This window comes from Humidesulfovibrio idahonensis (genome assembly GCF_054657715.1).
Genome location: NZ_BAAHYE010000002.1, coordinates 1,045,646 through 1,066,220 on the forward strand (window position 1 = coordinate 1,045,646; position 20,575 = coordinate 1,066,220).

Here is a 20,575-nt window from a genome sequence, read left to right on the forward strand (position 1 = left end):
ACGCAGCGCAAACGTGGGTCACTAGCTCAATTGGTAGAGCAGCGGACTCTTAATCCGGAGGTTCAAGGTTCGATTCCTTGGTGACCCACCACGTTACAAATGAAAGCCGATATCGCAAGGTATCGGCTTTTTCTTGTTTTACGGATTGGGCCGGTGAAAAGCCGCGGCACAACACGGGAACAACACCGAATGGAAAGCGCATGGTTATGAACATGCTTCCTTCTGCGCATTTCGTTTCCAGGTGTCAAGGCGAAGGGCCGGCGGCAATGAACCTCTGATTTGTCTTGGCAGACCGCTTATGGGCGGATATAGTTCCGCGGCTGGGGCAAGGCGCCCTTGAACATCCCGAAAACGCAAGCAGACATCGCACAAGGAGTACCAATGGGCTTCAGCTTCTTCCCTAAGGAAGTCCAGTTTTTCGACTTGTTTCAGGAACAGTTCGAGAAACTGAACGAGGCCGTCATCGCCCTGAGCAGCATTTTTCAGGAGTTTGAAGACGTCGAGAACAAATGCAAGGCCATCAACCTCGTTGAGGAAACCGGAAACGGAGTGGCCCGGCGCATTTCACAGCAGCTCTCCACGACCTTCATCACCCCCATCGACCGCGAAGACATCCACAACATCAACGTCGCCCAAGAAGATCTGCTGAACCTCATCAAAGCCATCTCCACCCGCATCGGGCTCTACGATTTCCACGTCATCAAGTTTCCCGCCAAGAAGCTGGTCAAGAACCTCGCCATCATGGTCGAGGAAGTGGGCCGCATGATGGACCGCCTGCGCCAGCGCAAGGCCGTTGAGGAAAACGCCAAGAAGATCAAGTCGCTCAAGTACGAGTGCGAGATGCTGCTTCTGGTGGCCCTGGGCGAGGTTTACGACATCAAGCTCACCGGTTTCGACGCGGTCATGGACATCGTCAAATGGACGCACATTTACGACCGTATCGAGCAGGCAGTGAACCAGGCCGACCGCCTGGCCGACATCATCGAAGGCGTGGTGCTCAAAAATGCCTGATGTCCCCATGATGCTGGTCGCCATTGTGGCTCTGGCCTTATTCTTCGACTACACCAATGGCGCGCACGACAGCGCCAACGCCATCGCCACCATCGTCTCCACCAAGGTCCTTTCGCCCAAGATGGCCGTGGTCATGGCCGCATCGCTGAATCTTCTCGGCGCGTTCATGGGCGAGCAGGTGGCCAAGACCATCGGCAGCGGCATCGTGAACGCCGAAATGGTCGCCGGGTGCCAAACCATCGTGCTCGCCGCGCTGTTCGGCGCCATCTTCTGGAATCTCGTCACGTGGTACCTTGGACTGCCCTCGTCCTCGTCCCACGCGCTCATCGGCGGGCTCATGGGCGCGGCCGTGGCCTACAGCGGCATGAACGCCCTCAACTTCCTGTCCATCTTCCACAAGGTCATCATTCCGCTGGTGGTTTCGCCCCTTGCCGGCTTCCTCGGCGGCTATGTCATCATGGTCGCGCTGTCCTGGATGTTCCACAAATCCAAGCCGCGCAAGGTGAACAACCTTTTCCGCAAGCTGCAGATCGTCTCCTCGGCCTTCATGGCCACCAGCCACGGCCAGAACGACGCCCAGAAGACCATGGGCATCATCACCCTGGCCTTGTTCCTTTCCCACGAAATTCCCGCCATCCACGTTCCCTTCTGGGTCAAGATCTCCTGCGCCATGGCCATGGGCCTGGGCACCGCCACGGGCGGCTGGAAGATCGTCAAGACCATGGGGCACAAGATCTTCAAGCTCGAGCCCATCCACGGCTGCGCCGCGGAAACCGCCGCGGCCATGGTCATCACCGGCGCCAGCCATTTCGGCGCGCCCATCAGCACCACGCATGTCATCTCCACGTCCGTGCTCGGCGTAGGCGCCAGCAAGCGTCTTTCGGCTGTGCGCTGGGGCGTGGCCGGCAACATGGTCGTGGCCTGGATCATCACCATTCCCGCCTCCGGCCTTGTCGCCGCCCTGGTGTTCTACGCGCTGCAGGCCCTGGGCGTTCACCAGTAGCCCAGGCGCCACCGCCCGCCGATTTCGTCTATCTCCGCCGCCTGCGGCCATGCCGTTGCCCCGCGCCGTTGCGCGTGGTATTTGCCGCAATAAGAGATGGAGGCGTCCATGAAGCCTGATCCGGCCCTGTCCCCACCCGCTGCCATTGACCATGCCCTGCGAGAGCGCTTCCGCGCCGTGGCGCACAGCCCCGAAGGACTGTTCAGCTATCCCACGGGCTTGGCAGGGCTGCGCGCCCTCGATTATCCGCCCGAGGCCCTGTCCGAACTGCCGGAGGCTGTCCTGGCCTGTTACTGCGGCGTGGGCAATCCCTTTGCCGCCGGGCTCCCCAGTCCTGGCGAGGCCGTGCTCGACGTGGGCTGCGGCACCGGGGTGGACACCCTTGTGGCCGCGCACTACGCCGGTCCGTCCGGACGTGTGGCGGGCCTCGAGTTTTCACCGGAAATGGCCCTGCGCGGGCGGAAGAACATCCGCGCCTGCGGAATCGCCACCGTGGGGCTTGCGCAGGGCAGGGCGGAGCGTTTGCCTTTTGCCGACGCCGTCTTCGACCGCGTGATCTCGAACGGCGTGTTCAACCTGGTGCAGGACAAGGCCACGGCCCTGGCCGAGGTGCACCGGGTGCTCAAGCCTGGCGGCCTTGTGCAGGTGGCGGACCAGATTCTGGAATCCGACGAGCCCCCGGCATGCCCGTTGTTGCCCGCAGGACCGGGAGCCGGCCCGGAGGCCAGGGCGCAGCAGTGGGCCAGGTGACAGGACGGCGCTGTGCCGGGAAGGGTCTTCCTGGATATGCTTGAGTCCGCAGGGTTCATTGAGGCGCGCCTTCTTTTCCGCACGTCCTTCAAGAGTTCGCCGCTGACCACCGGTGCGGTCTTTTTTTGCCGCAAGCCCCTCTCGCCGTTCTCGAAGCCGCTCTCCGCCTTGACTTGCGCTCGTCCATAACGCAGTGTGCTTCAATGATCCCTGTGGTCGGGGGTCGGTTTCGCGGCTGTAAATCTTCACCTGGACCAGTGCGGAAAATGGCGGAAGCGGAGAAACACGGCAGCATCCTCGTGGTGGATGACGAGCCGTTGAATATCGCAGTGCTCAAGGGCGTCCTCGGCCGCGCCGGCTATGCCGTGGCCAGCGCGCCGGACGGGGCGGAAGGTTTGGCCAGGGCCCAGGCCGAGCGGCCGGACATGGTCCTGCTCGATGTCATGATGCCCGGCGAGACTGGATTTGAAACCTGCCGCAAGCTTAAGAGCGACCCGGCCACCGCGCACATCCCTGTCATCTTCGTCACCTGTTTGGACGAGCTTTCCAACAAGCTGGCCGGGCTTGACCTGGGCGCCGTGGACTACATCACCAAGCCCTTCATGGCCGAGGAAGTCGTTGCCCGCGTGCGTTCGCACATGAATTTCAAGCGCCATCAGGGGGCCATCATCGATGCCCAGGCCAACCGGCTTGGGCAGGTGCACGCCGCCCAGCTCGCCTTGCTCACCTCGCCGCAGTCCGTGCCCGAGGCGCGCTTCGCCGTGCACTTTCTGCCCGTGCTCGAGGCCGGCGGCGACTTCTACGATGTGATCGCCTTTGATCAGGACCGCGCGGCGTATCTTGTGGCCGATGTGAGCGGCCACGATCTGGGCGCGTCCTTCATCACCTCGTCGCTCAAGGCCCTGTTCCGGCAGCATGCCGCTGCGGACAAAAGCCCGGCCGCGATTCTTGCCGCCATGAACCGCATCCTGTGCGCCATCACCCCGGAAGAGGTCTATCTCACCGCCGTCTGCCTCATGCTCGACCGCAATGCCGGCGTGTACACCGTCAGCTCTGCCGGGCATCCACCCGTGCTGGCCAGCCTTGCGGGCACGGCGCGGTGCCTGGACGTTTCCGGCCTGCCCCTGGGCATGTTCGAGGACGCGGACTACACGGTGCTCGAAGGTCCGGCGGCCGCAGGCGACCGTTTCTACCTCTACACCGACGGCCTGGCGGAAAACGCCGGGCATTACGTCACCAGCGAGGACTTCCGCGCCAGTCTGCTGCGGTCCTGCGAGCACAACGCCGTCATGCCCCTGCCCAACGCGGTGGTGAACATGATGCGCGACATGACCGGGGAGCAGACACCGGTGGACGACATCGTTCTGCTGGGGGTGGACGTATGATGCAGTCCTCGTCGGCAGCGGACGGCCATGGCCTTAGTCAAAGCTTTTCCGCCACCACCGAGAACGTGGAGGGCTTCATCGCAGGCATCCATGGTTTTTTGGCCGAGCGTGACCTGTGCGGCCTCTCCTTCGACATGGAGCTTCTCGCACGGGAGGCGCTGGTCAACGCCGTGCAGCACGGCTCCGGCTCCGACCCGGCAAAGACCGTCCACGCCGCGCTGCGCTTTGAGGACGGAGCCCTGGTGCTCACCGTGCGGGACGAGGGCGCAGGCTGGGACTGGCGGCAAATGCCCGTTGCCCCGCCCGATCCCGCCCGTGAATCCGGGCGCGGGCTGTTCATCATCCGCAAGTATGCGGACGACTTTTCCTACAATGACCCGGGCAACGCGCTCACCATCATCAAGCGCGCCCCTTCGGAGGTATTGGACATGAGCGACCCCACGACGATCCATATGACGCTTGAGGCCCGCGTCGCCGCGCAGGACGTGCCTGCCCTGCGCGATGTGCTGCGCGCGCGCATTCAGGAAGGGGCCCGGCAAATCCATCTTGACTTCAGCAAGGTGGAGAGCCTCGACTCCATGGGCATAGGCCTGCTGGTGGCCACCCACAACTCGCTGCACAAAATGGGCGGGGCGCTGCATCTGTCCGGCGTCCGCAAAGAGATCCTCCAGCTCCTGACCCTCATGCGCCTGGACAAGCACTTTTCCATCAGCTCCGGCAGCGCGGGCATGGGGGCCTGAGCCATGACCGACGAAGTGAACGACCTCATCCACAGCTTTGTTGAGGACTGCCGGGAGCATCTGGACAGCATCGAGGCCGCGCTCATGGACATTGAAGCCGCGGGCGAGGACCAGAACCCCGAACTGGTGAACAGCGTTTTCCGCCTGGCGCACTCCATCAAGGGCGGCGCGGGCATGCTCGGCCTGGACAACATCAAGACCTTGGCCCACAAGTTGGAGAACGTGCTGCACATGGTGCGCAGCGGCGAGCTGGTGCCAACCCACGCCGTGGTCGAGGTTCTGCTCAAGGGCTTCGACAGGCTCACCGCCCTGGTGGACAACATTGCGGACAGCGAGAACATGCCCATCGCCTCCTGGGTGGAGCGGCTGCTCGCCATCTCCTCCCCGCAGGAGGGCGCTGCGTCGCAAGACCTTGCGCCGACCCGCTTTGAAGTGGGCGCGGGCATTTTCGCCGTCGACGCCGTGAGCCTTGCGCAGGCCAAAAGCGGAGGCAACGACCTCTATCTGCTGGAGTTCGACCTGATCCACGACATACACGGCAAGGGGCGCATGCCCTTTGAGGTGCTCAAGATGCTCACCGACACCGGGCGCATCGTGGACTGCAAGGTGGACTTCGCCGCCGTGGGCGATCTGGACGCCTTCGGCAACAGCATTCCCTTTCATGTGCTCTTCGCCACCATTCTGGAGCCCAAGTACGTGAGCGGCTTGGTGAAGCTGCCGGACGACCGCGTGCGACGCATCGAGGAAGTGCCCAATGCGGTGACGGTCGCTCCGCCCAGCCAGAAGGCGGAGGAATCCTTCGGCGTCCTTGTGCTGCGCATCGATGCCGCGGCCGGTGCGCTGGCCCTGCCGGAGGAGATATCCTCACCGGTGCTGGACGACCTGCGCAGAGCCTTGCTGGCCGGATTGGAGCGGTGCGCCGGCCTTGTCCTCGATTGGGGCAAGGTCAACCGCGCGGACGTGTTCTTTTTCCAGATGCTGCTGGCGGCCAAGCGCAGCTACGCCGGACGGGGCAAAAGCCTGCAAGCCTCCGGCCCCCTGCCGGAAGACCTGCGCGCGGCCTGCCTGCTGCAGGGGCTGGGCAGCGCGGAAGCGCCCGGTTGCCTGTTGCCGGTGGCCTAGACCAGCCTGCCACGCCTGTTCCGGAGCATCTGAGACGTCGCCTCTGAAGTGGTGCCCTTGAACAGGCGCATCAAAACAGGCGCTTCCGAATTGGCGCATCTGAATCGACGTCTTGGAATTGACGACTCCGTTTCGGCTCGCACAAGCGGGAAAACGATCGCGAGCAGGCGCTTGGCCGATGCGCCACACTCGGCAACCACTCTCCGCAACCGCTACAGGCAGCCGCGGGGGCCAGGGTCTGAGTCAGCTCCGGACAATGCCGTGCTTGCGGGTCTTTTCGTAGAGCGTGGCCCGCGATATGCCAAGCGCCTTGGCCGTTCTGGCCATGTTCCACGTGTTTTCCCGCAGGGCGGCCAGAATGAGCCGCTGCTCGTTGTTCGACTGCACGTCGGCCAGCAGCGGCTTGTGGTGCAGCGGCTGCAAGGGTTGGCTGCGGGCCACGCCGGCCACGATCTCCGGCGGCAGGTCGGACAGTTCGATGCACTTGCCCATGCACAGGCTTGCCGCGCGGCTGATCATGCCTGCCAGCTCGCGCACATTGCCCGGCCAGCTGTAACGCATCAGGGCGTCCATGGCCGCATCGGCGCAGCCGGAAACCTGCGTGTTCATGCAGCTGAGCTGATGCGCCACAAGCATGGGGATGTCCTCGGTGCGCTCACGCAGGGGCGGAATGCGGATGGTCAGCCCGGCCATGCGGTAGTACAGCTCCTCGCGGAAGAGCCCGTCCTGCATCATGGCCTGCAGATCGCGGTTGGTGGCCGCCACAAGACGGAAGTCCACGCGTGTGGGCGAGTTGGCGCCCAGGCGGTGCACCAGCTTGTCCTCCAGCACCCGCAGCAGCTTCACCTGCGCCGTGAGCGGCAAATCGCCTATTTCGTCCAGAAAAAGGGTGCCCATGTGCGCCAGCTCAATCTTGCCGATGCGCCCCTCACGCTGGGCTCCGGTGAAGGATCCCGGCAGGTAGCCGAAAAGCTCGGACTCGAAGAGGTCGTTGGGGATGGCCGCGCAGTTGATGCCCACAAAGGGGCCGGAAGCGCGCGTGCTGGCGTGGTGCAGCGCGTTGGCGAAAAGCTCCTTGCCTGTGCCCGTGGCCCCGAGAAGCAGCACCGGCGCCTCTGTGCGGGCGTAGCGCAGCAGGTGTTGCTTGGCTGCGCGCAAGGCCGCGCTCTGGCCCAGAATGCTCTCCATGTTGTAGCGCGCGGCCAGGGCCGTGTTCATGCGCGTTTTATACAGCGAGACCTTCTTGTCCAGCCGTTCTATCTTTTCGGACAGGCACTTGAGCTCTTCCGGATTGCCGAAGATGGACTGGGAAAGCATGCCCACCACAGCGCCGTCCACCGCGCGCACGGGAATGCGGTTGACGATGAGGGTCCGTCTGCCCCTGCCCTGGCCCACGCTGCACTGCTCGCCCATCTCGGCCACGCCGTTCTGCATCACGACCGCCGCGCGCGAATCCGGAATCAGCTCGGTGATGTGCCGGCCCAGGGCCTGGTTTTTGACGATGCCAAGATAGCGGGCATAGGTCTCGTTGACGAAGCGGATGATGCAATCGCGGTCGCAGAAGATGACACCCATGGGCATGGTGTCGAGGATGCTCTCGGCGAGGTTGTCCAGATAAAAACCAGCGGCGTTCATCATGTCAATCCTCAGACGTTTGCGCGTGCTGCAGGGGGGCGTATGAGCCTGTCCGACAATTTGTACATGTCAGGAATGCCGGCACGCATCAAGAGAAAAGCAAAGGCATTTGACGATATTTTTCCTTTCAGATTAGCATATTGAAAAGTATCGGACGCGTGATCTTGCGGCTATCGTGTTTGAAACATCCGCGGTGTTTTCCGTCTGTGCCTGTGTCCAGAGGTCCAGACAGAACGGTGCGTCACCCTCGCGCCAGGGCCATCCCGGCCAGCCCGGCCATGATCAGCGCCGACCCCAGGGCCCGCGCCGGGCTGATGCGCTCGCGCAGGAGCAGCAGGCCCGCCAGGGTGCTGAACAGAATGCCGACGTTGCGGGCCGCGGTGACTTGGATGACATTGCCCTGCCGCAGGGCCAGCACGATGAGGAAATAGGACAAGGGCGTGAACACGGACACCAGCAGCACGTCGCGCCTGTCGTTGCGCTTCTGTCCGCGCTGCGCATCGCACTTGGCCGCGTTGCGCCAGGCCGCTGCCAGGCCGCGCCAACTGGGCCGCTTGCGCCAGGCCCACAGGCTGACGAACAAGCTCATGAACAGATGCATGAGGAACAGGTAGTCCAGCGGATCCGGCGCGGGGCCCAGGCTCATGGCCTTGCGGTCGGCCAGATGATAGCCCGCTATGGCGCAGCCCGTGCAGATGGAAAGCGCCAGCCCCCGGCGCGAAAGCGGCAACCCGCTCCAGGTCGAGAGCCCCACAAGCAGCGTTCCCGCCACCACAACGGCCACAAAGAGCGCCTGAACCGTGGGCACTGTGTCGCCCACGAGGACGCCCGCAAAGAGCAGGGTGGCCACGGGAGCCGTGCCGCGGCTCAGGGGATAGACGGCGGAGAGGTCGGCCGCCACATAGGCCCCGAACAGGCAGGCGACGTAGATTGTTTCGAGGAGGCCGGAAAGCGCGGCCCAAAGCCACACCTCCGGATTGAGCAGGGTGGCGTTGCCGTGTGCCAGCAGGCCGTGCCAGAGCAGCAGCGGCGGCACAAGGACCAGACTGCCGGCGACGGTGGTGAGCCAGGCGAAGGAGAGCTTGTCGGCGCACTGCTTGACCAGCGTGTTCCAGAACACGTGCAGCGCGGCCGAGACGAGAACAAGGCCTAAGGCCGATGCGTCCATCGCCGCCTCCTCCGGCGCCGGCTACAACGTCAACTGCGAGGCGTCGATGATCTCCTGGCGCAGGCGCAGAAACTCCATGTCCGTGAACTCGCGCGGGCGCGGCAGGGGCACGTCCTTGACGGTCTGCACGCGGCCGGGCAGCTTGCCCTCCATGCACACGATGCGGTCGCCCAGGTACAGGGCCTCGTCGATGTTGTTGGTGACGAAGATCACCGTGCGCTGCTCGGCCTGCCATATGCGCGCCGTCTCCTGCTCCATGAAGATGCGCGTCTGGGCGTCCAACTGGCCGAAGGGCTCGTCCAGCAGCATAACCTGCGGGCTGTTGGCGTACACGCGGGCAATGCCCACGCGTTGCTTCATGCCGCCGGAGAGTTGGTGCGGGTAATGGTCCTCGAATCCCGTGAGGCCCACAAGCTCAATGTATCGCTTGGCGATCTCGCGGCACTCCTTTCCCGGCAGGCCGCGGAGCTTCGGGCCCATCTCCACGTTGCCGAGCACGGTCTTCCATGGAAAGAGCATGTAGCCCTGGAACACCAGGCCGCGGTCCGAGCCGGGGCCCTCCACTCCATGCGCCCGGCCGTCCGCTCCGGCCAGGGTCACCGTGCCGGTGGTGGGCGTTTCCAGCCCGGCGATGATGCGCAGCAGGGTGCTCTTGCCGCACTGGCCAGGGCCGAGGATCACCAGAAACTCGTTTTCGCGGACCGCGAGGCTCACGTCGCTTAGCACGGGCACTTCCTGCTTGCCCTTCTGGATGAAGGTCTTGCTGACGTTCGTGCAGGCGATCTTGATGTCGGGAGTGGGGGTGAGGGTTGCCACGACAGCCTTCCTTCGCTTGGCTTCTGCGTCTTTCGGAGTCTGTGCGCCTTTTGCCGCTTGCGTGCCGAGCCCTACAGCCCGGCGATCTTGCGCTTCCAGGGGCAGAGGTAGCGTTCCAGCCCGGTGACCAGAAGCGTGGTGCACCAGGCCACCACGGCGATGACCGCCATGCCGCCCATGACCATGGCCGGGTCGGAGAGGTTCATGCCCTGGACGATGATGTAGCCCAGGCCGGAACGCGCGCTGACCAGCTCGGCCGCGAGCACGCAGGTCCAGGCGGAGCTGAGCGAGATTTGCAGCCCGGCGAAAATGGCCGGGAACGAGGCCGGGAAGCACACATGCAGGATCTCGTCGCGCCGGTTGCCGCCCAGCATGCGGATGACATCGTACAGCTCCGGGTCAACCAGGCGCACGCCGTTGTAGGCGTTCAGCAGGCAGGGCACAAAGGTGCCGATGACGATGATGAAGACCTTGCTCGTCTCGTCGATGCCGAACCAGAGGATGGAGATGGAGATCCACGAGATGGGCGGCATGGGCTTGAGCAGGTCGAACAGCGGCTTGACGATGGCGTTGACGTAGCGGTTCAAGGCCATGATCAGGCCCAGGGGCACGGCGAGGACCGCGGCGATGCAGAAGCCGATGAGCACCCGTTGCGTGCTGGCCCAGATGTGGCCCAGAAGCTTGTACTCGGCCAGCTCGTTGTCCCACAGGTCCTGCAGGGCCGCTATGACTTCTGTCGGTCTGGCGAGGGAGCTCGAGCCCTCGGCCCCAAGGGTTCTGGCCAAGTAGTCCCAGCCGAGAAAGAAGCCGCAGAACGATACGGTGTACAGGAAATAACGGTTGGTCAGCACCCGGCGCAAGGTCCAGGGCTGGCGGTCGCTGAAGGCGCAGGTCGTCTCGTTGGCGATGTTCGAGGACATGGCTACCTCCTGATCCCGGCCAGAAGCTTCTTTTCCACACGGTCGATGACCACGCCGATGACCGCGCCGGTGAGCCCCACCATGACCATGCCCAGCACGACCATTTCCGGCATGGCCAGCCTGCGGCCCATGGTGATCATGAAGCCGAGGCCGGAGTCCGCGGCGAGCAGCTCCGCTGCCACAAGATTGGTCCAGCAGCAGGCGAGCGCTATTTGCAGCGCGCCGAAGACCATGGGCAGGGCCGAGGGGATGCACAGCTGCCGGAAGATCTGCCAGTCGCTGGCGCCATAGGTGCGCGCCATCTGTATCAGCGTCGGGTTGGTCATCTTCACGCCCACGTAGGCGTTGATGACGCAGGGCACCAGCCCGCCGAGCCAGATGATGAAGATCTTTCCCGGCAGGCCTATGCCGAACCAGAAAATGGTGAGGGGAATCCAGGCCACGGGCGGAATGGGCCGGATGATCTCGAACACGGGCCTAGCCAAGCCCTCCGCCATGACGAACCAGCCCATGGCCAGCCCAAGGGGAATGCCCACGGCCAGGGACAGGAAGTAGCCGGTGAAGGCCTCCTGAATGCTGACCCAGGCGTGCTCCTGCAAGAGCGCGCCGTCCGGGTCCACCTCGCTCAGCTTGAGCACGAAGAGCTGGGCCACGCTGCTTGGCGCGGCGAGCATGGTCTCGGGCACGATGCCCGTGCGCACCACGAATTCCCACAGGCAAAAGAAGGCGGCGACACTCACCACCGGCAGAATCTTGAGCGCCAGGGGCGTCTTCACCCGTATCTCGCGGTACGCTGTCATCGTGTGCCTCCTTGCTGCTGCGGGCCTTGTGCTGCAGGAAAGGGCCGGCCGCAGCCGTCCGAGGACGGCCGGGCCGACCGGCATGACACCTTACTTCTTGACCATCTTGAGGAACTTGTCGGTGATGTAGAAGCCGGACTGGAGCTTTTCACCCTCGGCGGGCTTCAGCTTGCCCAGGTCGGTGAAGAACTTCACCAGATCCTTCTGCCACAGCTGAACCTGGCTGGGGCCCTTGCTGGAGTCGAACATCTTGAGCTGTTCGTCCAGGGTGAACACGGGGTGCAGTTGCAAGTCCATCTTGGCCTCGTCCTCGGTCATGCGCAGACCGGCCCAGCCCAGGAACTTCTTGTAGTCCGGGGAAAGCTTGACGCCGTCCTTGCGGATCAGGTCGATGCCCTTGAAGTAGACCTTGAGGAACTTGGCCACTTCCTGCGGGTTCTTGTCGCAGTAGTCCTTGTCGCCGATGAGCACGATGGGCACGAAGCCGCCGGCCTTCTTGACGTCCGAGGCGACCTTCCAGCCCTTCTTGAGGCCGTTGTACATTTGCGGGGCCCACAGCACCACCGCGTCGCCGATGCCCTTTTCATACGCCGCCACGCACTGGGCGGGGTCCATGTTCTTGATGACCACGTCCTTGTCCGTGAGGCCCAGGGACTTGAGCCACAGGCTCATGGCGTAGTGGCCGGAGGAGATGGTGGTGCACAGGATGGTCTTGCCCTTCACGGTCTCGGGCGAGCCATAGACCTCGGGGAACTTCTTGTTGAAGCCCTTGGTCTTGAGGATGGGGCTGTTGGGCCGCACAAGCACGGCGTTGGTCACGGATTCATCGTTGCCGATGGCGAGGAGATAGGCGTTGTGACGAAGCGCGCCAAACATCATGGGCACGCCGCCGGTGCCGCCCAGCACCCACTGCTTGGCGGGCAGGGCCTCAATCTGGGCCATGCCGGAGTCGAACATGTGCAGCTTGAACTCGAAGCCCTCGGCCTTGTCCCAGCCCTGGGCCTTGGCGTACCAGGGAATGAACGTCTCGTGCTCGGCCTGCCAGGTGGTGTTGAGCACCTTGGTCTCCGCCGCCTGCCCCAGTCCGGCAAAGGCCAGAACCAGGATGAGCGCCACGCATAGCGTCAAGTGATGCTTCAGCTTCGGCATAGACTTTCCCTCCGTCGTTGTGATGTTCCACACCCGTTGCGCGGGCTGCCCGCCGCGCCATGCCGCCTTTGTCGCCTCCACCGCCGCCGCAAGCTACCACCAGCGAATAAGCTCGGTGACGTGCTTGCGGATGCGGACGAATTCCGGATCAAGGAAGTTTCTTGGCCGCGGCAAATCCACCTTCACCTCGGCCTTGATCTTGGTCGGCTTGTTGGAGAGCACCAGAATGCGCTCGGCCACGTAGACCGCTTCCTCGATGTTGTGGGTGATGAAGAGCACGGTGCTCTCAAGCTTGCGCCACAGGTTCACCAGCTCGTCTTCCAGATAAAAGCGCAGCTTCACGTCCAGCTGGCCATAGGGCTCGTCCATGAGCAGCAGGTCGGGGTTGACGGCGAACGCGCGGGAGACCGCGATGCGCTGGAGCATGCTCGCGGAGATCTGGTTGGGGTAGAGGTCGGCGCACTGGGTAAGTCCCACCATGTCCAGAATCTTTTCCAGCCGCGCATTGATTTCCGCCTGGGGCAGACCCTTCACCTCCATGCCGTAGGCCACGTTGTCGCGCACGGTGCGCCAGGGCAGGCACGTGGGCTCTTGGAACACGAAGGAGATGTTGTGCCGCTTGGGGTCGGCCTCCTCGCCGTCGATGAGGATGTTCCCCGAGCTGATGGGAATGAGCCGCGAAAGGGCGTTCAGGAAGGTGGTCTTGCCGCAGCCCGTGGGGCCGACAATGGCCACGAACTCGCCCTCGGCCACGTTGAAGCTGATGTCGTCCAGCACAAGCAGTTCGCCGTAGCGCTTGGTCAGGTTGCGGACCTCGATCTTGGTCTTGCTCGAATCGCCCTCTCGCGCCATTGGATTCACCTCGCTCACGTGTTGCAGAGCCCGGCCGCCTGTCGTCGTTATTCCTGCACAAGACTCTCCGCCGGCACGTAGTCCATGTCGAAGGCCTCGGCCACGGCTTTGTAGGTTATCTTGCCCTGGGCCACGTTCAGGCCAAGGAGGATTTCGCGGCTTTCACGGCAGGCGCGCTTCCAGCCCTTGTCCGCAATCTCCAGGGCATAGGGCAGGGTGGCGTTGGTCAGGGCCAGGGTGGAGGTCTTGGCCACGCCGCCTGGCATGTTCGCCACGCAGTAGTGCACCACGCCGTCCACGATGTAGATTGGGTCCGTGTGGGTGGTGGCCTTGCTGGTTTCAAAGCAGCCGCCCTGGTCGATGGCCACGTCGACCATGACCGCGCCGCGCTTCATGGTTGCGAGCATGTCGCGGGTGATGAGCCTTGGCGTCTTGGCGCCGGGGATGAGCACCGCGCCGATGACCAGGTCGGCCGAGGGCACGATTTTGCGGATTGCCGCGGGATTGCTCATGATGAGAAAGCAGTTCTTGGGCATGACGTCGCTCAGGTAGCGCAGGCGGTCCAGGCTGGTGTCGAGCAGGTAGACCTTGGCGCCCAGGCCGCAGGCCATCTTGGCCGCACCCACGCCGACCACGCCGCCGCCGATGATGACCACCGTGGCCGGGTCGACGCCGGGCACGCCGGAGAGCAGGATGCCGCCGCCGCCCTGGGCCATTTCCAAATACTTCGCGCCTTCCTGCACGGCCATGCGCCCGGCCACTTCGCTCATGGGGGTGAGCAGCGGCAGGGAGCGGTCTGGCTTCTGGATGGTTTCGTAGGCGATGTTCACCGAGCCGCTCTGCATGAGCGCGCGGGTGAGCTCCTCGTTGGCGGCAAGGTGCAGGTAGGTGAAGTTGATTTGCCCCGGGCGGATGAGCTGGTATTCCGAGGCCAGCGGCTCCTTCACGTGCATGACCATTTCGGCCTTGGCGTAGATTTCCGCGGCGGAGCCGATGACCTTGGCCCCGGCCGCCTCATAGGACTCGTTGGTGAAGCCGCTGCCCAGGCCCGCGTCGCGCTCCACCAGAACCTCGTGCTTGTGCTGGCGCATGACCTCGACGCCGGCGGGCGTCATGGACACGCGGTTCTCCTGATTTTTGATCTCCTTGAGAATGCCGACGATCATGGCGTTCCTCCAGATCTGTGCCAGGGTTGGGCAGGGTTATTGCGCGGCCTTCAGCAGCGCCGCCTTCAAGGCCGCCAGGATGGCGTCGATGTCGTCCTTGGTGGCGATGAGCGCCGGCGCAAGGTTCACGATGTTGTTGTGCCCTGGCAGGGAGCGGTTGGTGCGGCCTGCCAGCACGCCCTGGGCGGCCATTTCGCCCACGACCTTGAGCACATAGGACTCGTGCACCGGGGCCTTGGTCTTCTTGTCCTCCACAAGCTCTATGCCGCAGAGCAGGCCGCGGCCGCGCACATCGCCCACCTTGGGCAGGTCGGCCATGTCCTTCATGCCGGCCAGCAGGCGCTCGCCCATGACGCGGCAGTTTTCGAGCAGCTTCTCGTCCTCGATGATGCGGGTGTTCTCCAGGGCCGCCGTGCAGGCCGCCGCGCAGCCGCCAAAGGTGCTGATGTCGCGGAAGTAGGCCATGGGGTCGCCGGGATCGTTGAGGAACTGGGCAAAGACCTGCTCGGTTGCGGCGGTGACGGAGATGGGCATGTAGGCGCTGGCCACGCCCTTGGCCATGGTCACGATGTCCGGGCTGGCGTTGTAGTGCTGGTAGCCGAACCACTTGCCCGTGCGGCCCATGCCGCAAACCACCTCGTCCATGATGAGCAGCACGCCGTGCTTGCGGCAAATGCCCTGGATGACGTCGTAGTATTCCGCCACAGGGGGAATGACCCCGCCGCCGGCGGTGATGGGCTCGAAGATCACCGCGCCGACCTCGTCCGGGCCCTCGCGCTGGATCACGTCCTCCATGGCCTTGGCGCAGTCGATGTCGCAGCCGGGATAGGTCTTGCCGAAGGGGCAGCGGTAGCAGCAGGCGTGGGGAATCTCCGCAAAGCCCGGAGCGAATGGCCCGAACCACTCGCGGCGTTCCTGCTGGCCCGTGGAGCTCAAGGCGCCGATGGTGGTGCCGTGGTAGTCGCGGTTGCGGTACAGAACCGTCTTCTTCTTGCCGTTGTGCTTCATGTGGCCAATGGCCCGGACCATCTTGTAGGCCTTTTCGTTGGCCTCGGACCCGGAGTTGGACAGGTAGATGCGGTTGATGCCCGGGAGCAGGGACGAGAGTTTGGCGGCGAATTCCGCGTAGGGCACGTTCCCGGCCGAGGCGGCGTAATAGGGCATCTTGATCATTTGCGCGCAGACCGCCTCGGCGATGGACCTGCGGCCGTAGCCCACGTTGACGCACCAGACGCCGCCCGAGGTGGCGTCGAGGTATTCGCGGCCGTTGATGTCGCGCAGGCGCATTCCGTCGCCCTCGACCATGATGAGCGGGTCCTTTGCGGAAAAGACGCTGTGCTGGGTCAGGTGGTGCCAAACATGCTCCACATCGTTCCTCACCAGAACCGCGGGATCTGACTTTTTGGCGTTTTGCTGCATGGCTGCTTCCTCCGCAACATGGGTTGCGTGCTCGTTATCCGCCGGTCCGGGCGTTGCCGCCGCAATGGATCAGCTAATCCTTTGCAAAGAGCCGCTTGCCGCCTTCCTCTTGGGCCCGGCCCCCTTTGATGGGCACGGGAGCCAGGCCCGGGCAGAGGGAGTGGCGTGTCAATGCATCCTAGCCCTTGGGCGCGTTCAGATGCGCGTACTTCTTCAAATAGCGCGTGGGCATGGCTAGGGCGTCGCGGCGGAAGGGCTCGGCCAATACGTTCTTGCCGCCCTCGATGACCGCCTCGATGACCGCGGGACGGCCGGAGGCCACCGCCGCGCGCACAACGTCCTTCACGGTCTTGTAGTCCTCCACGCGGTAGCCCTCGGCGCCCATGTCCTTGGCGAGCTGGGCGTAGCTCGGGTTCTCGCGCAGGTTCACGCCAACGTAGCGCTCGGCGTAGTAGTCAACCTGGTTCTTCTTTTCCGCGCCCCACTCGTAGTTCTGGAACACCACGGCGATGACCGGGATGTTCTCGCGCACGGCGGTCATGACCTCGGACAGGCCGCTGATGCCATAGGCGCCGTCGCCCTGCAGAGCGAACACGGGCGCGCCGGGATTGCCGATCTTGGCACCCATGGCCGCGCCGTAGGCGAAGCCGCAGTTGCCCCAGGACAGGGCCGAGATGTGCTGCCGCGCCCCGCTGAACTTGAGGTAGCTGTTGGACATGGAGCAGTTGTTGCCAATGTCCGTGGAGACGATGGCCCCGGCCGGAAGCGCCTCGGAAAGCTCCTTGAGGAAACGGCGCGGGTGCATGAGCTTGGCCGTGGAGCTGGACCACTTCTTGAGCTCGTCGTTCCAGCCGGCCTTTTCCGCGTCCACGTCCTTCTGGCGCACGACGTTGGGCTTGCGCTTGGGATCCGCGGCCTTGACGGCCTGGAACAGGGCGGCGGCAAACTGCTTGGCGTCGGCCAGGATGCCCAGGTTCACCCGCTTGGACAGGCCGAGCACGCGGTAGTCCACGTCGACCTGAATGACCTTGGCGCCCTTGGGCCAGTAATCGATGTCGTACTGGGGCAGGGTGCCGAAGGGGCCGAGTCGGCAGCCCAGGGCCAGAACCACATCGGCCTTGGCGATGGTGCGCATGGCGCCCTTGGAGCCGCAGTAGCCGATGGGACCGCAGCACAGGGGATGGTCCGCCGGGAAAGAGTCGTTGTGCAGGTAGCTGTTGACCACAGGCGCGGTGAGATACTCGGCCAGGGCGCGGGTTTCGGCTATGGCTTCGCCCGCGGACACGCCGCCGCCGGCCAGAATGACCGGATACTTGGCCTGTGAGAGAAGCCGGGCAGCCTCTTCGATCTGGCTCGTTGCGCCGGGGCCGAACTGCACCTCGGCCGTTGTGTAGATCTCGTCGTCGCAGATGCCGTAGAAGTAGTCGCGGGGAATGTTCAACTGCGTGGGGCCGTGCTCGGCCTTGGCGATGTAGAAGCAGCGCCGGGCCAGTTCGGACATGCGGTCGGGCCGGTTCACCCGCACCTGATACTTGGTGCTGGGCTGAAAGAACGGCATCTGGTCGATTTCCTGGAACCCGCCGGTGCCGATGCCCTTGCTGCCGGTTTCCGGTGTCAGGGCGACCACCGGGGAATGCGCCCAGTAGGCCGCGGTGATGGCGGAAACAAAGTTGAGCGCGCCAGGACCGTTCTGCGCGATGCAGGCCTGCGGGCGGCCGGTGACGCGCGCCAGGCCGTCCGCCGCGTGGGCCGCCGCCTGCTCGTGGGCGCAGGGTATGAAGCGGATGCCCGCTGCGGGGAACAGATCGAGCAGGTCCATGAACGCGGATCCGACAATGCCGAAGACGTTCTGCACGCCCTCAGCCACCAGGGTTTCAGCTAATGCCTCGCTTGGGGTCATTTTCATCGCTGCCGCTCCTTTCCAGACGGTTTTGGGCGTCGAGTTCTTTCGCCGGCCCGGCTGGGCTGGCATGTGAAAGAAAGAGCAAGCGGCATGCCGAGATTTATGATTCATGACGATGTTTTTGAAATTCGCATTACATCTTGAAATCACAGATTAAATCAAAATCTGTTTTGTAGGGGCAAGCGTGATTCGGATGGGGGCGGCTAGTGGATGTGTCTGGATTGGGCGACATGTCTGGAGTGGCGTACGTTGGATCACGAGACACTTCGCCGAGTGCCAGCTGCAAATCAGGCGGAGGTCGAAAAGCGGCATGGGCGGGTGGTGAAGCGATTGAGAAGCCGGGTTCTCTCAAAGAGTGGCTCGACGCTGGAGGAGTTCGGAGTACTGGCGGCGGCGGAAGGCGGCGCGTGCGGTCAACACGGCTGTGTCGCGCCGAATGCGTTGACGTCGTTTATGAAAAATAGCGTAACAAACCGCCACGCCATGATTCTTTGCGTCACCAATGAAAAAGGCCCAGCAAGGTTTGCAATCCTTGTCGGGCCTTGATCTCTCTGGAGCCAGCGCGCGGAATCGAACCGCGGACCTGCTGATTACGAATCAGCTGCTCTGCCAGCTGAGCTACGCTGGCTGACTCACGCGGAGCCTTGTTACACAACGCCGGAAAAGCGGTCAAGTTGAAAAATGGCCCCGCAAAACCCCTGGCAAGCATCCAGCGGCAAAACATCCTGAGCGGTTCATGATCATCTGGTGGCGCTTGTCCGGTCTGTTGCCGGAACCATTTATTCACGCATGCTATTTTCCTCAACGCTGCCGATCGCCTCAGCCCAGCCTGTGCCCCCGCGGATTTTCCCATATGGGAATCATCGGCAGCAGCTCGCCTTGCTCCACCTTGTCCGAGACGATGAGCAGTCCGTGGGTTTCCAGCATGTCGAGCCGCGCTTCGCGGCTGCGCTCCAGCAGCGGCTGGGCTTGCAGCTCCGCGCCAAGGGCGGAGTTGGTGCAGGGCACAAGGCGTTCCCAGCCCAGTTGCGCCGCGTTTGGCGTAATGGAGGGCCGCGCCAGTATGAGCCCCGGCACCGGCAAGGTGCGGCCGCGCAGCCAGCAGATGGCGGGCAGCACCAGCGCATGCATCAGCGCGAAAACGGCCCAGGGCGTGCCCGGCAGGGCAAAGAGCAAGGTGTCGCCGCGCACCGCCGCGAACATGCTCTTGCCGGGCGTCAGCGCGATGCCGTTGAACAAGAGCTCGAACCCGGCCTCAAGGGCCGCCTTCAGGATGAAGTCGCGCTCGCCCGGGCCTGTGCCCCCGGTGGTGACGATGCACTGCACATTGTCCGCGCAAAGCTTCTGAGTGATGGTCCCAAGCTCGTTGGCGCAAACTTCGGCCCGGACCTCGCCCACGCCGCGATAGCGCAGCAGCCCCGCGGCGAGCAGCAGGTTGTCCGCGGGCATATGCCCGGGAGACGGCCCGGCGCCGATGGCGGAAAGCTCGTTGCCAAGGGCCAGCACCAGCGCGCGCGGCGGAATGATCGTCTTGACCATCTTGCTGCCCGAGACCGCCAGCGAAGCCAGCACGGCCGGAGTCAGCTCCTCGCCCCGGCGCACAATGCGCGTTCCGGCCTTGAGGTCGCTGCCGATGGCGCGCACGTGGTCCATGGGGGCGAGCTCCCGAACGAGGCGCAGACCGGATTCGAGCACCTCCACCGCTTCCCTGGGCACGACGCAGTCGGCCCCCGGAGGCAGCGGACCGCCCGTGAGAATGGCTGCGGCCTGCCCGATGCCGATGGACGGGGGGGCCGCCGTGCTGGGCCGGATGAGCCCCTCCACGCGGAACTGCACGGGGGTTTCGGTCGTGGCGCCGCGCGTGTCGACGCTGGCCAGGGCAAAGCCGTCCACAGTGGATTTCGGTTCGGCCGGGGTGGCGTGCTCGGCGAACATGTCCTGGGCGCAGATGAGTCCCAGGCTTTCGAACAACGCGCTATCGCGAACGTGCGGCTGGGTGTCGCGGATGTGGTGACGGATGCGCTCAAGCGCAAGATCTCGGGATATTCGTTCAGCCGTCACGGGACCTCCTGTGGGACGGGCAGCGTGGCTGCGGTTTCGCGCAATGCGCGCAATTCATCCGGGGTGTTGGCGTTCTTGAAGGAGAGCTGGTCCGGGTCGGCGCGCAGCAGGGCTTCCACCGGCAGGGGGTGTACGCGGACCTTGGGAAAAAAGCGGATGATCTTGTGATCATCGTGCGCCAGTTGCGCCTCGATGTGCGGCAGGCAGCGCCGAGAATAGAAGGCGCAGAGCGGCTCGAAGTAGCCGTCCGGCTTTATGGGCAGCACGACGTCGTCCTCCTGCCGCAAGTGGTCGAAGAGTGCGTTGAGCAATTGCGGGCGCAGGAAGGGCGTGTCGCAGGCCGTGAGGAAGACGTGCTCGGTGCGCGCATTCCGCAAAGCGGTGTGGATGCCCGTGAGCGAGCTGCGGCCCGGCAGGGAGTCCAGCACCAAGCGCCAGGGCGGGTTGGCCGCGGCAAGAGCCAAAAACGGTTCCGGCTCCTTGGCGACCAGCAGCACTTCCACAAAGTGCGGGCGCAAGGTCTCCGCAAGCCGGTCGAGGATGGTCCGGCCGCCCACATCCAGCAGGGCTTTTACCGCGCCGCCCATGCGCGTGGCTGCGCCGCCCGCCAATATGGCGGCGGTGGCGTGTGGCCTGGTCGACGGGCTTTGAGCGTGGCGCATTGTTCTTCTGTAT

18 protein-coding genes and 2 tRNA genes are annotated in these 20,575 nt (G+C 64.1%); 7 read left to right on the forward strand and 13 right to left on the reverse strand.

What is annotated here, in order from left to right; genetic code table 11:
* Positions 1-15 precede the first annotated feature (15 nt).
* The 7 genes from ACYQ4W_RS05095 (at position 16) to ACYQ4W_RS05125 (ending at position 6,011) form a co-directional block, all read left to right on the forward strand.
* Positions 16-91: transfer RNA gene (locus ACYQ4W_RS05095), tRNA-Lys, on the forward strand.
* Between the two features lie 290 nt (positions 92-381).
* Positions 382-1,011, forward strand: a complete 630-nt coding sequence (locus ACYQ4W_RS05100; RefSeq protein ID WP_459853595.1) for a DUF47 domain-containing protein — start codon at positions 382-384, stop codon at positions 1,009-1,011.
* The gene (locus tag ACYQ4W_RS05105; protein WP_459853598.1) at positions 1,004-2,014 is read left to right on the forward strand and encodes an inorganic phosphate transporter; all 1,011 of its coding nucleotides are present in this window, start codon (positions 1,004-1,006) and stop codon (positions 2,012-2,014) included. The genes ACYQ4W_RS05100 and ACYQ4W_RS05105 overlap by 8 nt, the downstream gene beginning before the upstream one ends.
* Positions 2,015-2,122: 108 nt before the next feature.
* On the forward strand, positions 2,123-2,953 hold the full coding sequence (locus ACYQ4W_RS05110; protein WP_459853601.1) for a methyltransferase domain-containing protein: 831 nt from the start codon (positions 2,123-2,125) through the stop codon (positions 2,951-2,953).
* A gap of 77 nt (positions 2,954-3,030) precedes the next feature.
* Entirely contained in the window at positions 3,031-4,149 is a 1,119-nt protein-coding gene (locus ACYQ4W_RS05115) for a PP2C family protein-serine/threonine phosphatase (RefSeq protein ID WP_459853604.1), read from the forward strand.
* Positions 4,146-4,889, forward strand: a complete 744-nt coding sequence (locus ACYQ4W_RS05120; protein ID WP_459853607.1) for an ATP-binding protein — start codon at positions 4,146-4,148, stop codon at positions 4,887-4,889. The genes ACYQ4W_RS05115 and ACYQ4W_RS05120 overlap by 4 nt, the downstream gene beginning before the upstream one ends.
* A gap of 3 nt (positions 4,890-4,892) precedes the next feature.
* On the forward strand, positions 4,893-6,011 hold the full coding sequence (locus tag ACYQ4W_RS05125) for an STAS domain-containing protein (RefSeq protein WP_459853610.1): 1,119 nt from the start codon (positions 4,893-4,895) through the stop codon (positions 6,009-6,011).
* A 243-nt stretch (positions 6,012-6,254) separates the two neighbouring features.
* Here ACYQ4W_RS05125 and ACYQ4W_RS05130 read toward each other — a convergent pair whose 3' ends face one another.
* The 13 genes from ACYQ4W_RS05130 to mobA form a co-directional block, all read right to left on the reverse strand.
* Complete coding sequence (locus ACYQ4W_RS05130) at positions 6,255-7,649, reverse strand: sigma-54 interaction domain-containing protein (RefSeq protein WP_459853613.1); 1,395 nt, start codon at positions 7,647-7,649, stop codon at positions 6,255-6,257.
* Positions 7,650-7,887: 238 nt separating this feature from the next.
* Positions 7,888-8,814 carry an EamA family transporter gene (locus ACYQ4W_RS05135; protein WP_459853615.1) on the reverse strand — a complete coding sequence of 309 codons (927 nt, stop codon included), beginning with the start codon at positions 8,812-8,814 and terminating at the stop codon, positions 7,888-7,890.
* A 21-nt stretch (positions 8,815-8,835) separates the two neighbouring features.
* Entirely contained in the window at positions 8,836-9,630 is a 795-nt protein-coding gene (locus ACYQ4W_RS05140; protein ID WP_459853618.1) for an ABC transporter ATP-binding protein, read from the reverse strand.
* Positions 9,631-9,701: 71 nt separating this feature from the next.
* Positions 9,702-10,550: an ABC transporter permease gene (locus ACYQ4W_RS05145; protein ID WP_459853621.1), complete on the reverse strand. Its 849-nt coding sequence runs from the start codon at positions 10,548-10,550 to the stop codon at positions 9,702-9,704.
* Positions 10,551-10,552: 2 nt separating this feature from the next.
* The gene (locus tag ACYQ4W_RS05150; protein ID WP_459853624.1) at positions 10,553-11,350 is read right to left on the reverse strand and encodes an ABC transporter permease; all 798 of its coding nucleotides are present in this window, start codon (positions 11,348-11,350) and stop codon (positions 10,553-10,555) included.
* A gap of 90 nt (positions 11,351-11,440) precedes the next feature.
* Complete coding sequence (locus ACYQ4W_RS05155; protein WP_459853627.1) at positions 11,441-12,499, reverse strand: ABC transporter substrate-binding protein; 1,059 nt, start codon at positions 12,497-12,499, stop codon at positions 11,441-11,443.
* 93 nt (positions 12,500-12,592) lie between these two features.
* On the reverse strand, positions 12,593-13,351 hold the full coding sequence (locus tag ACYQ4W_RS05160; protein WP_459853630.1) for an ABC transporter ATP-binding protein: 759 nt from the start codon (positions 13,349-13,351) through the stop codon (positions 12,593-12,595).
* 47 nt (positions 13,352-13,398) lie between these two features.
* A complete protein-coding gene (gene ald, locus ACYQ4W_RS05165; RefSeq protein WP_459853633.1) occupies positions 13,399-14,517 on the reverse strand; it encodes an alanine dehydrogenase in 1,119 nt (372 codons plus the stop codon).
* A gap of 36 nt (positions 14,518-14,553) precedes the next feature.
* Positions 14,554-15,936: an aminotransferase family protein gene (locus ACYQ4W_RS05170; RefSeq protein ID WP_459853636.1), complete on the reverse strand. Its 1,383-nt coding sequence runs from the start codon at positions 15,934-15,936 to the stop codon at positions 14,554-14,556.
* 178 nt (positions 15,937-16,114) lie between these two features.
* Positions 16,115-17,842: a sulfoacetaldehyde acetyltransferase gene (gene xsc / locus ACYQ4W_RS05175; protein WP_459853639.1), complete on the reverse strand. Its 1,728-nt coding sequence runs from the start codon at positions 17,840-17,842 to the stop codon at positions 16,115-16,117.
* A 549-nt stretch (positions 17,843-18,391) separates the two neighbouring features.
* A tRNA-Thr gene (locus ACYQ4W_RS05180) sits at positions 18,392-18,467 on the reverse strand.
* A gap of 191 nt (positions 18,468-18,658) precedes the next feature.
* The gene (locus ACYQ4W_RS05185; RefSeq protein WP_459853641.1) at positions 18,659-19,900 is read right to left on the reverse strand and encodes a molybdopterin molybdotransferase MoeA; all 1,242 of its coding nucleotides are present in this window, start codon (positions 19,898-19,900) and stop codon (positions 18,659-18,661) included.
* On the reverse strand, positions 19,897-20,562 hold the full coding sequence (mobA, locus tag ACYQ4W_RS05190) for a molybdenum cofactor guanylyltransferase (RefSeq protein ID WP_459853644.1): 666 nt from the start codon (positions 20,560-20,562) through the stop codon (positions 19,897-19,899). Before mobA ends, ACYQ4W_RS05185 begins: the two co-directional genes overlap by 4 nt.
* Between the last annotated feature and the right edge of the window lie 13 nt (positions 20,563-20,575).

Bases quoted from the DNA above. Each gene is read 5' to 3' on its own strand.
- ACYQ4W_RS05145 (WP_459853621.1), bottom strand. From the start codon at position 10,550: ATGTCCTCGAACATCGCCAACGAGACGACCTGCGCCTTCAGCGACCGC.
- ACYQ4W_RS05170 (WP_459853636.1), bottom strand. From the start codon at position 15,936: ATGCAGCAAAACGCCAAAAAGTCAGATCCCGCGGTTCTGGTGAGGAAC.
- ACYQ4W_RS05150 (WP_459853624.1), bottom strand. From the start codon at position 11,350: ATGACAGCGTACCGCGAGATACGGGTGAAGACGCCCCTGGCGCTCAAG.
- ACYQ4W_RS05115 (WP_459853604.1), top strand. From the start codon at position 3,031: ATGGCGGAAGCGGAGAAACACGGCAGCATCCTCGTGGTGGATGACGAG.
- ACYQ4W_RS05160 (WP_459853630.1), bottom strand. From the start codon at position 13,351: ATGGCGCGAGAGGGCGATTCGAGCAAGACCAAGATCGAGGTCCGCAAC.
- ACYQ4W_RS05105 (WP_459853598.1), top strand. From the start codon at position 1,004: ATGCCTGATGTCCCCATGATGCTGGTCGCCATTGTGGCTCTGGCCTTA.
- ACYQ4W_RS05130 (WP_459853613.1), bottom strand. From the start codon at position 7,649: ATGATGAACGCCGCTGGTTTTTATCTGGACAACCTCGCCGAGAGCATC.
- xsc (WP_459853639.1), bottom strand. From the start codon at position 17,842: ATGAAAATGACCCCAAGCGAGGCATTAGCTGAAACCCTGGTGGCTGAG.
- ACYQ4W_RS05125 (WP_459853610.1), top strand. From the start codon at position 4,893: ATGACCGACGAAGTGAACGACCTCATCCACAGCTTTGTTGAGGACTGC.
- ACYQ4W_RS05135 (WP_459853615.1), bottom strand. From the start codon at position 8,814: ATGGACGCATCGGCCTTAGGCCTTGTTCTCGTCTCGGCCGCGCTGCAC.
- ACYQ4W_RS05120 (WP_459853607.1), top strand. From the start codon at position 4,146: ATGATGCAGTCCTCGTCGGCAGCGGACGGCCATGGCCTTAGTCAAAGC.
- ACYQ4W_RS05100 (WP_459853595.1), top strand. From the start codon at position 382: ATGGGCTTCAGCTTCTTCCCTAAGGAAGTCCAGTTTTTCGACTTGTTT.
- mobA (WP_459853644.1), bottom strand. From the start codon at position 20,562: ATGCGCCACGCTCAAAGCCCGTCGACCAGGCCACACGCCACCGCCGCC.
- ald (WP_459853633.1), bottom strand. From the start codon at position 14,517: ATGATCGTCGGCATTCTCAAGGAGATCAAAAATCAGGAGAACCGCGTG.
- ACYQ4W_RS05155 (WP_459853627.1), bottom strand. From the start codon at position 12,499: ATGCCGAAGCTGAAGCATCACTTGACGCTATGCGTGGCGCTCATCCTG.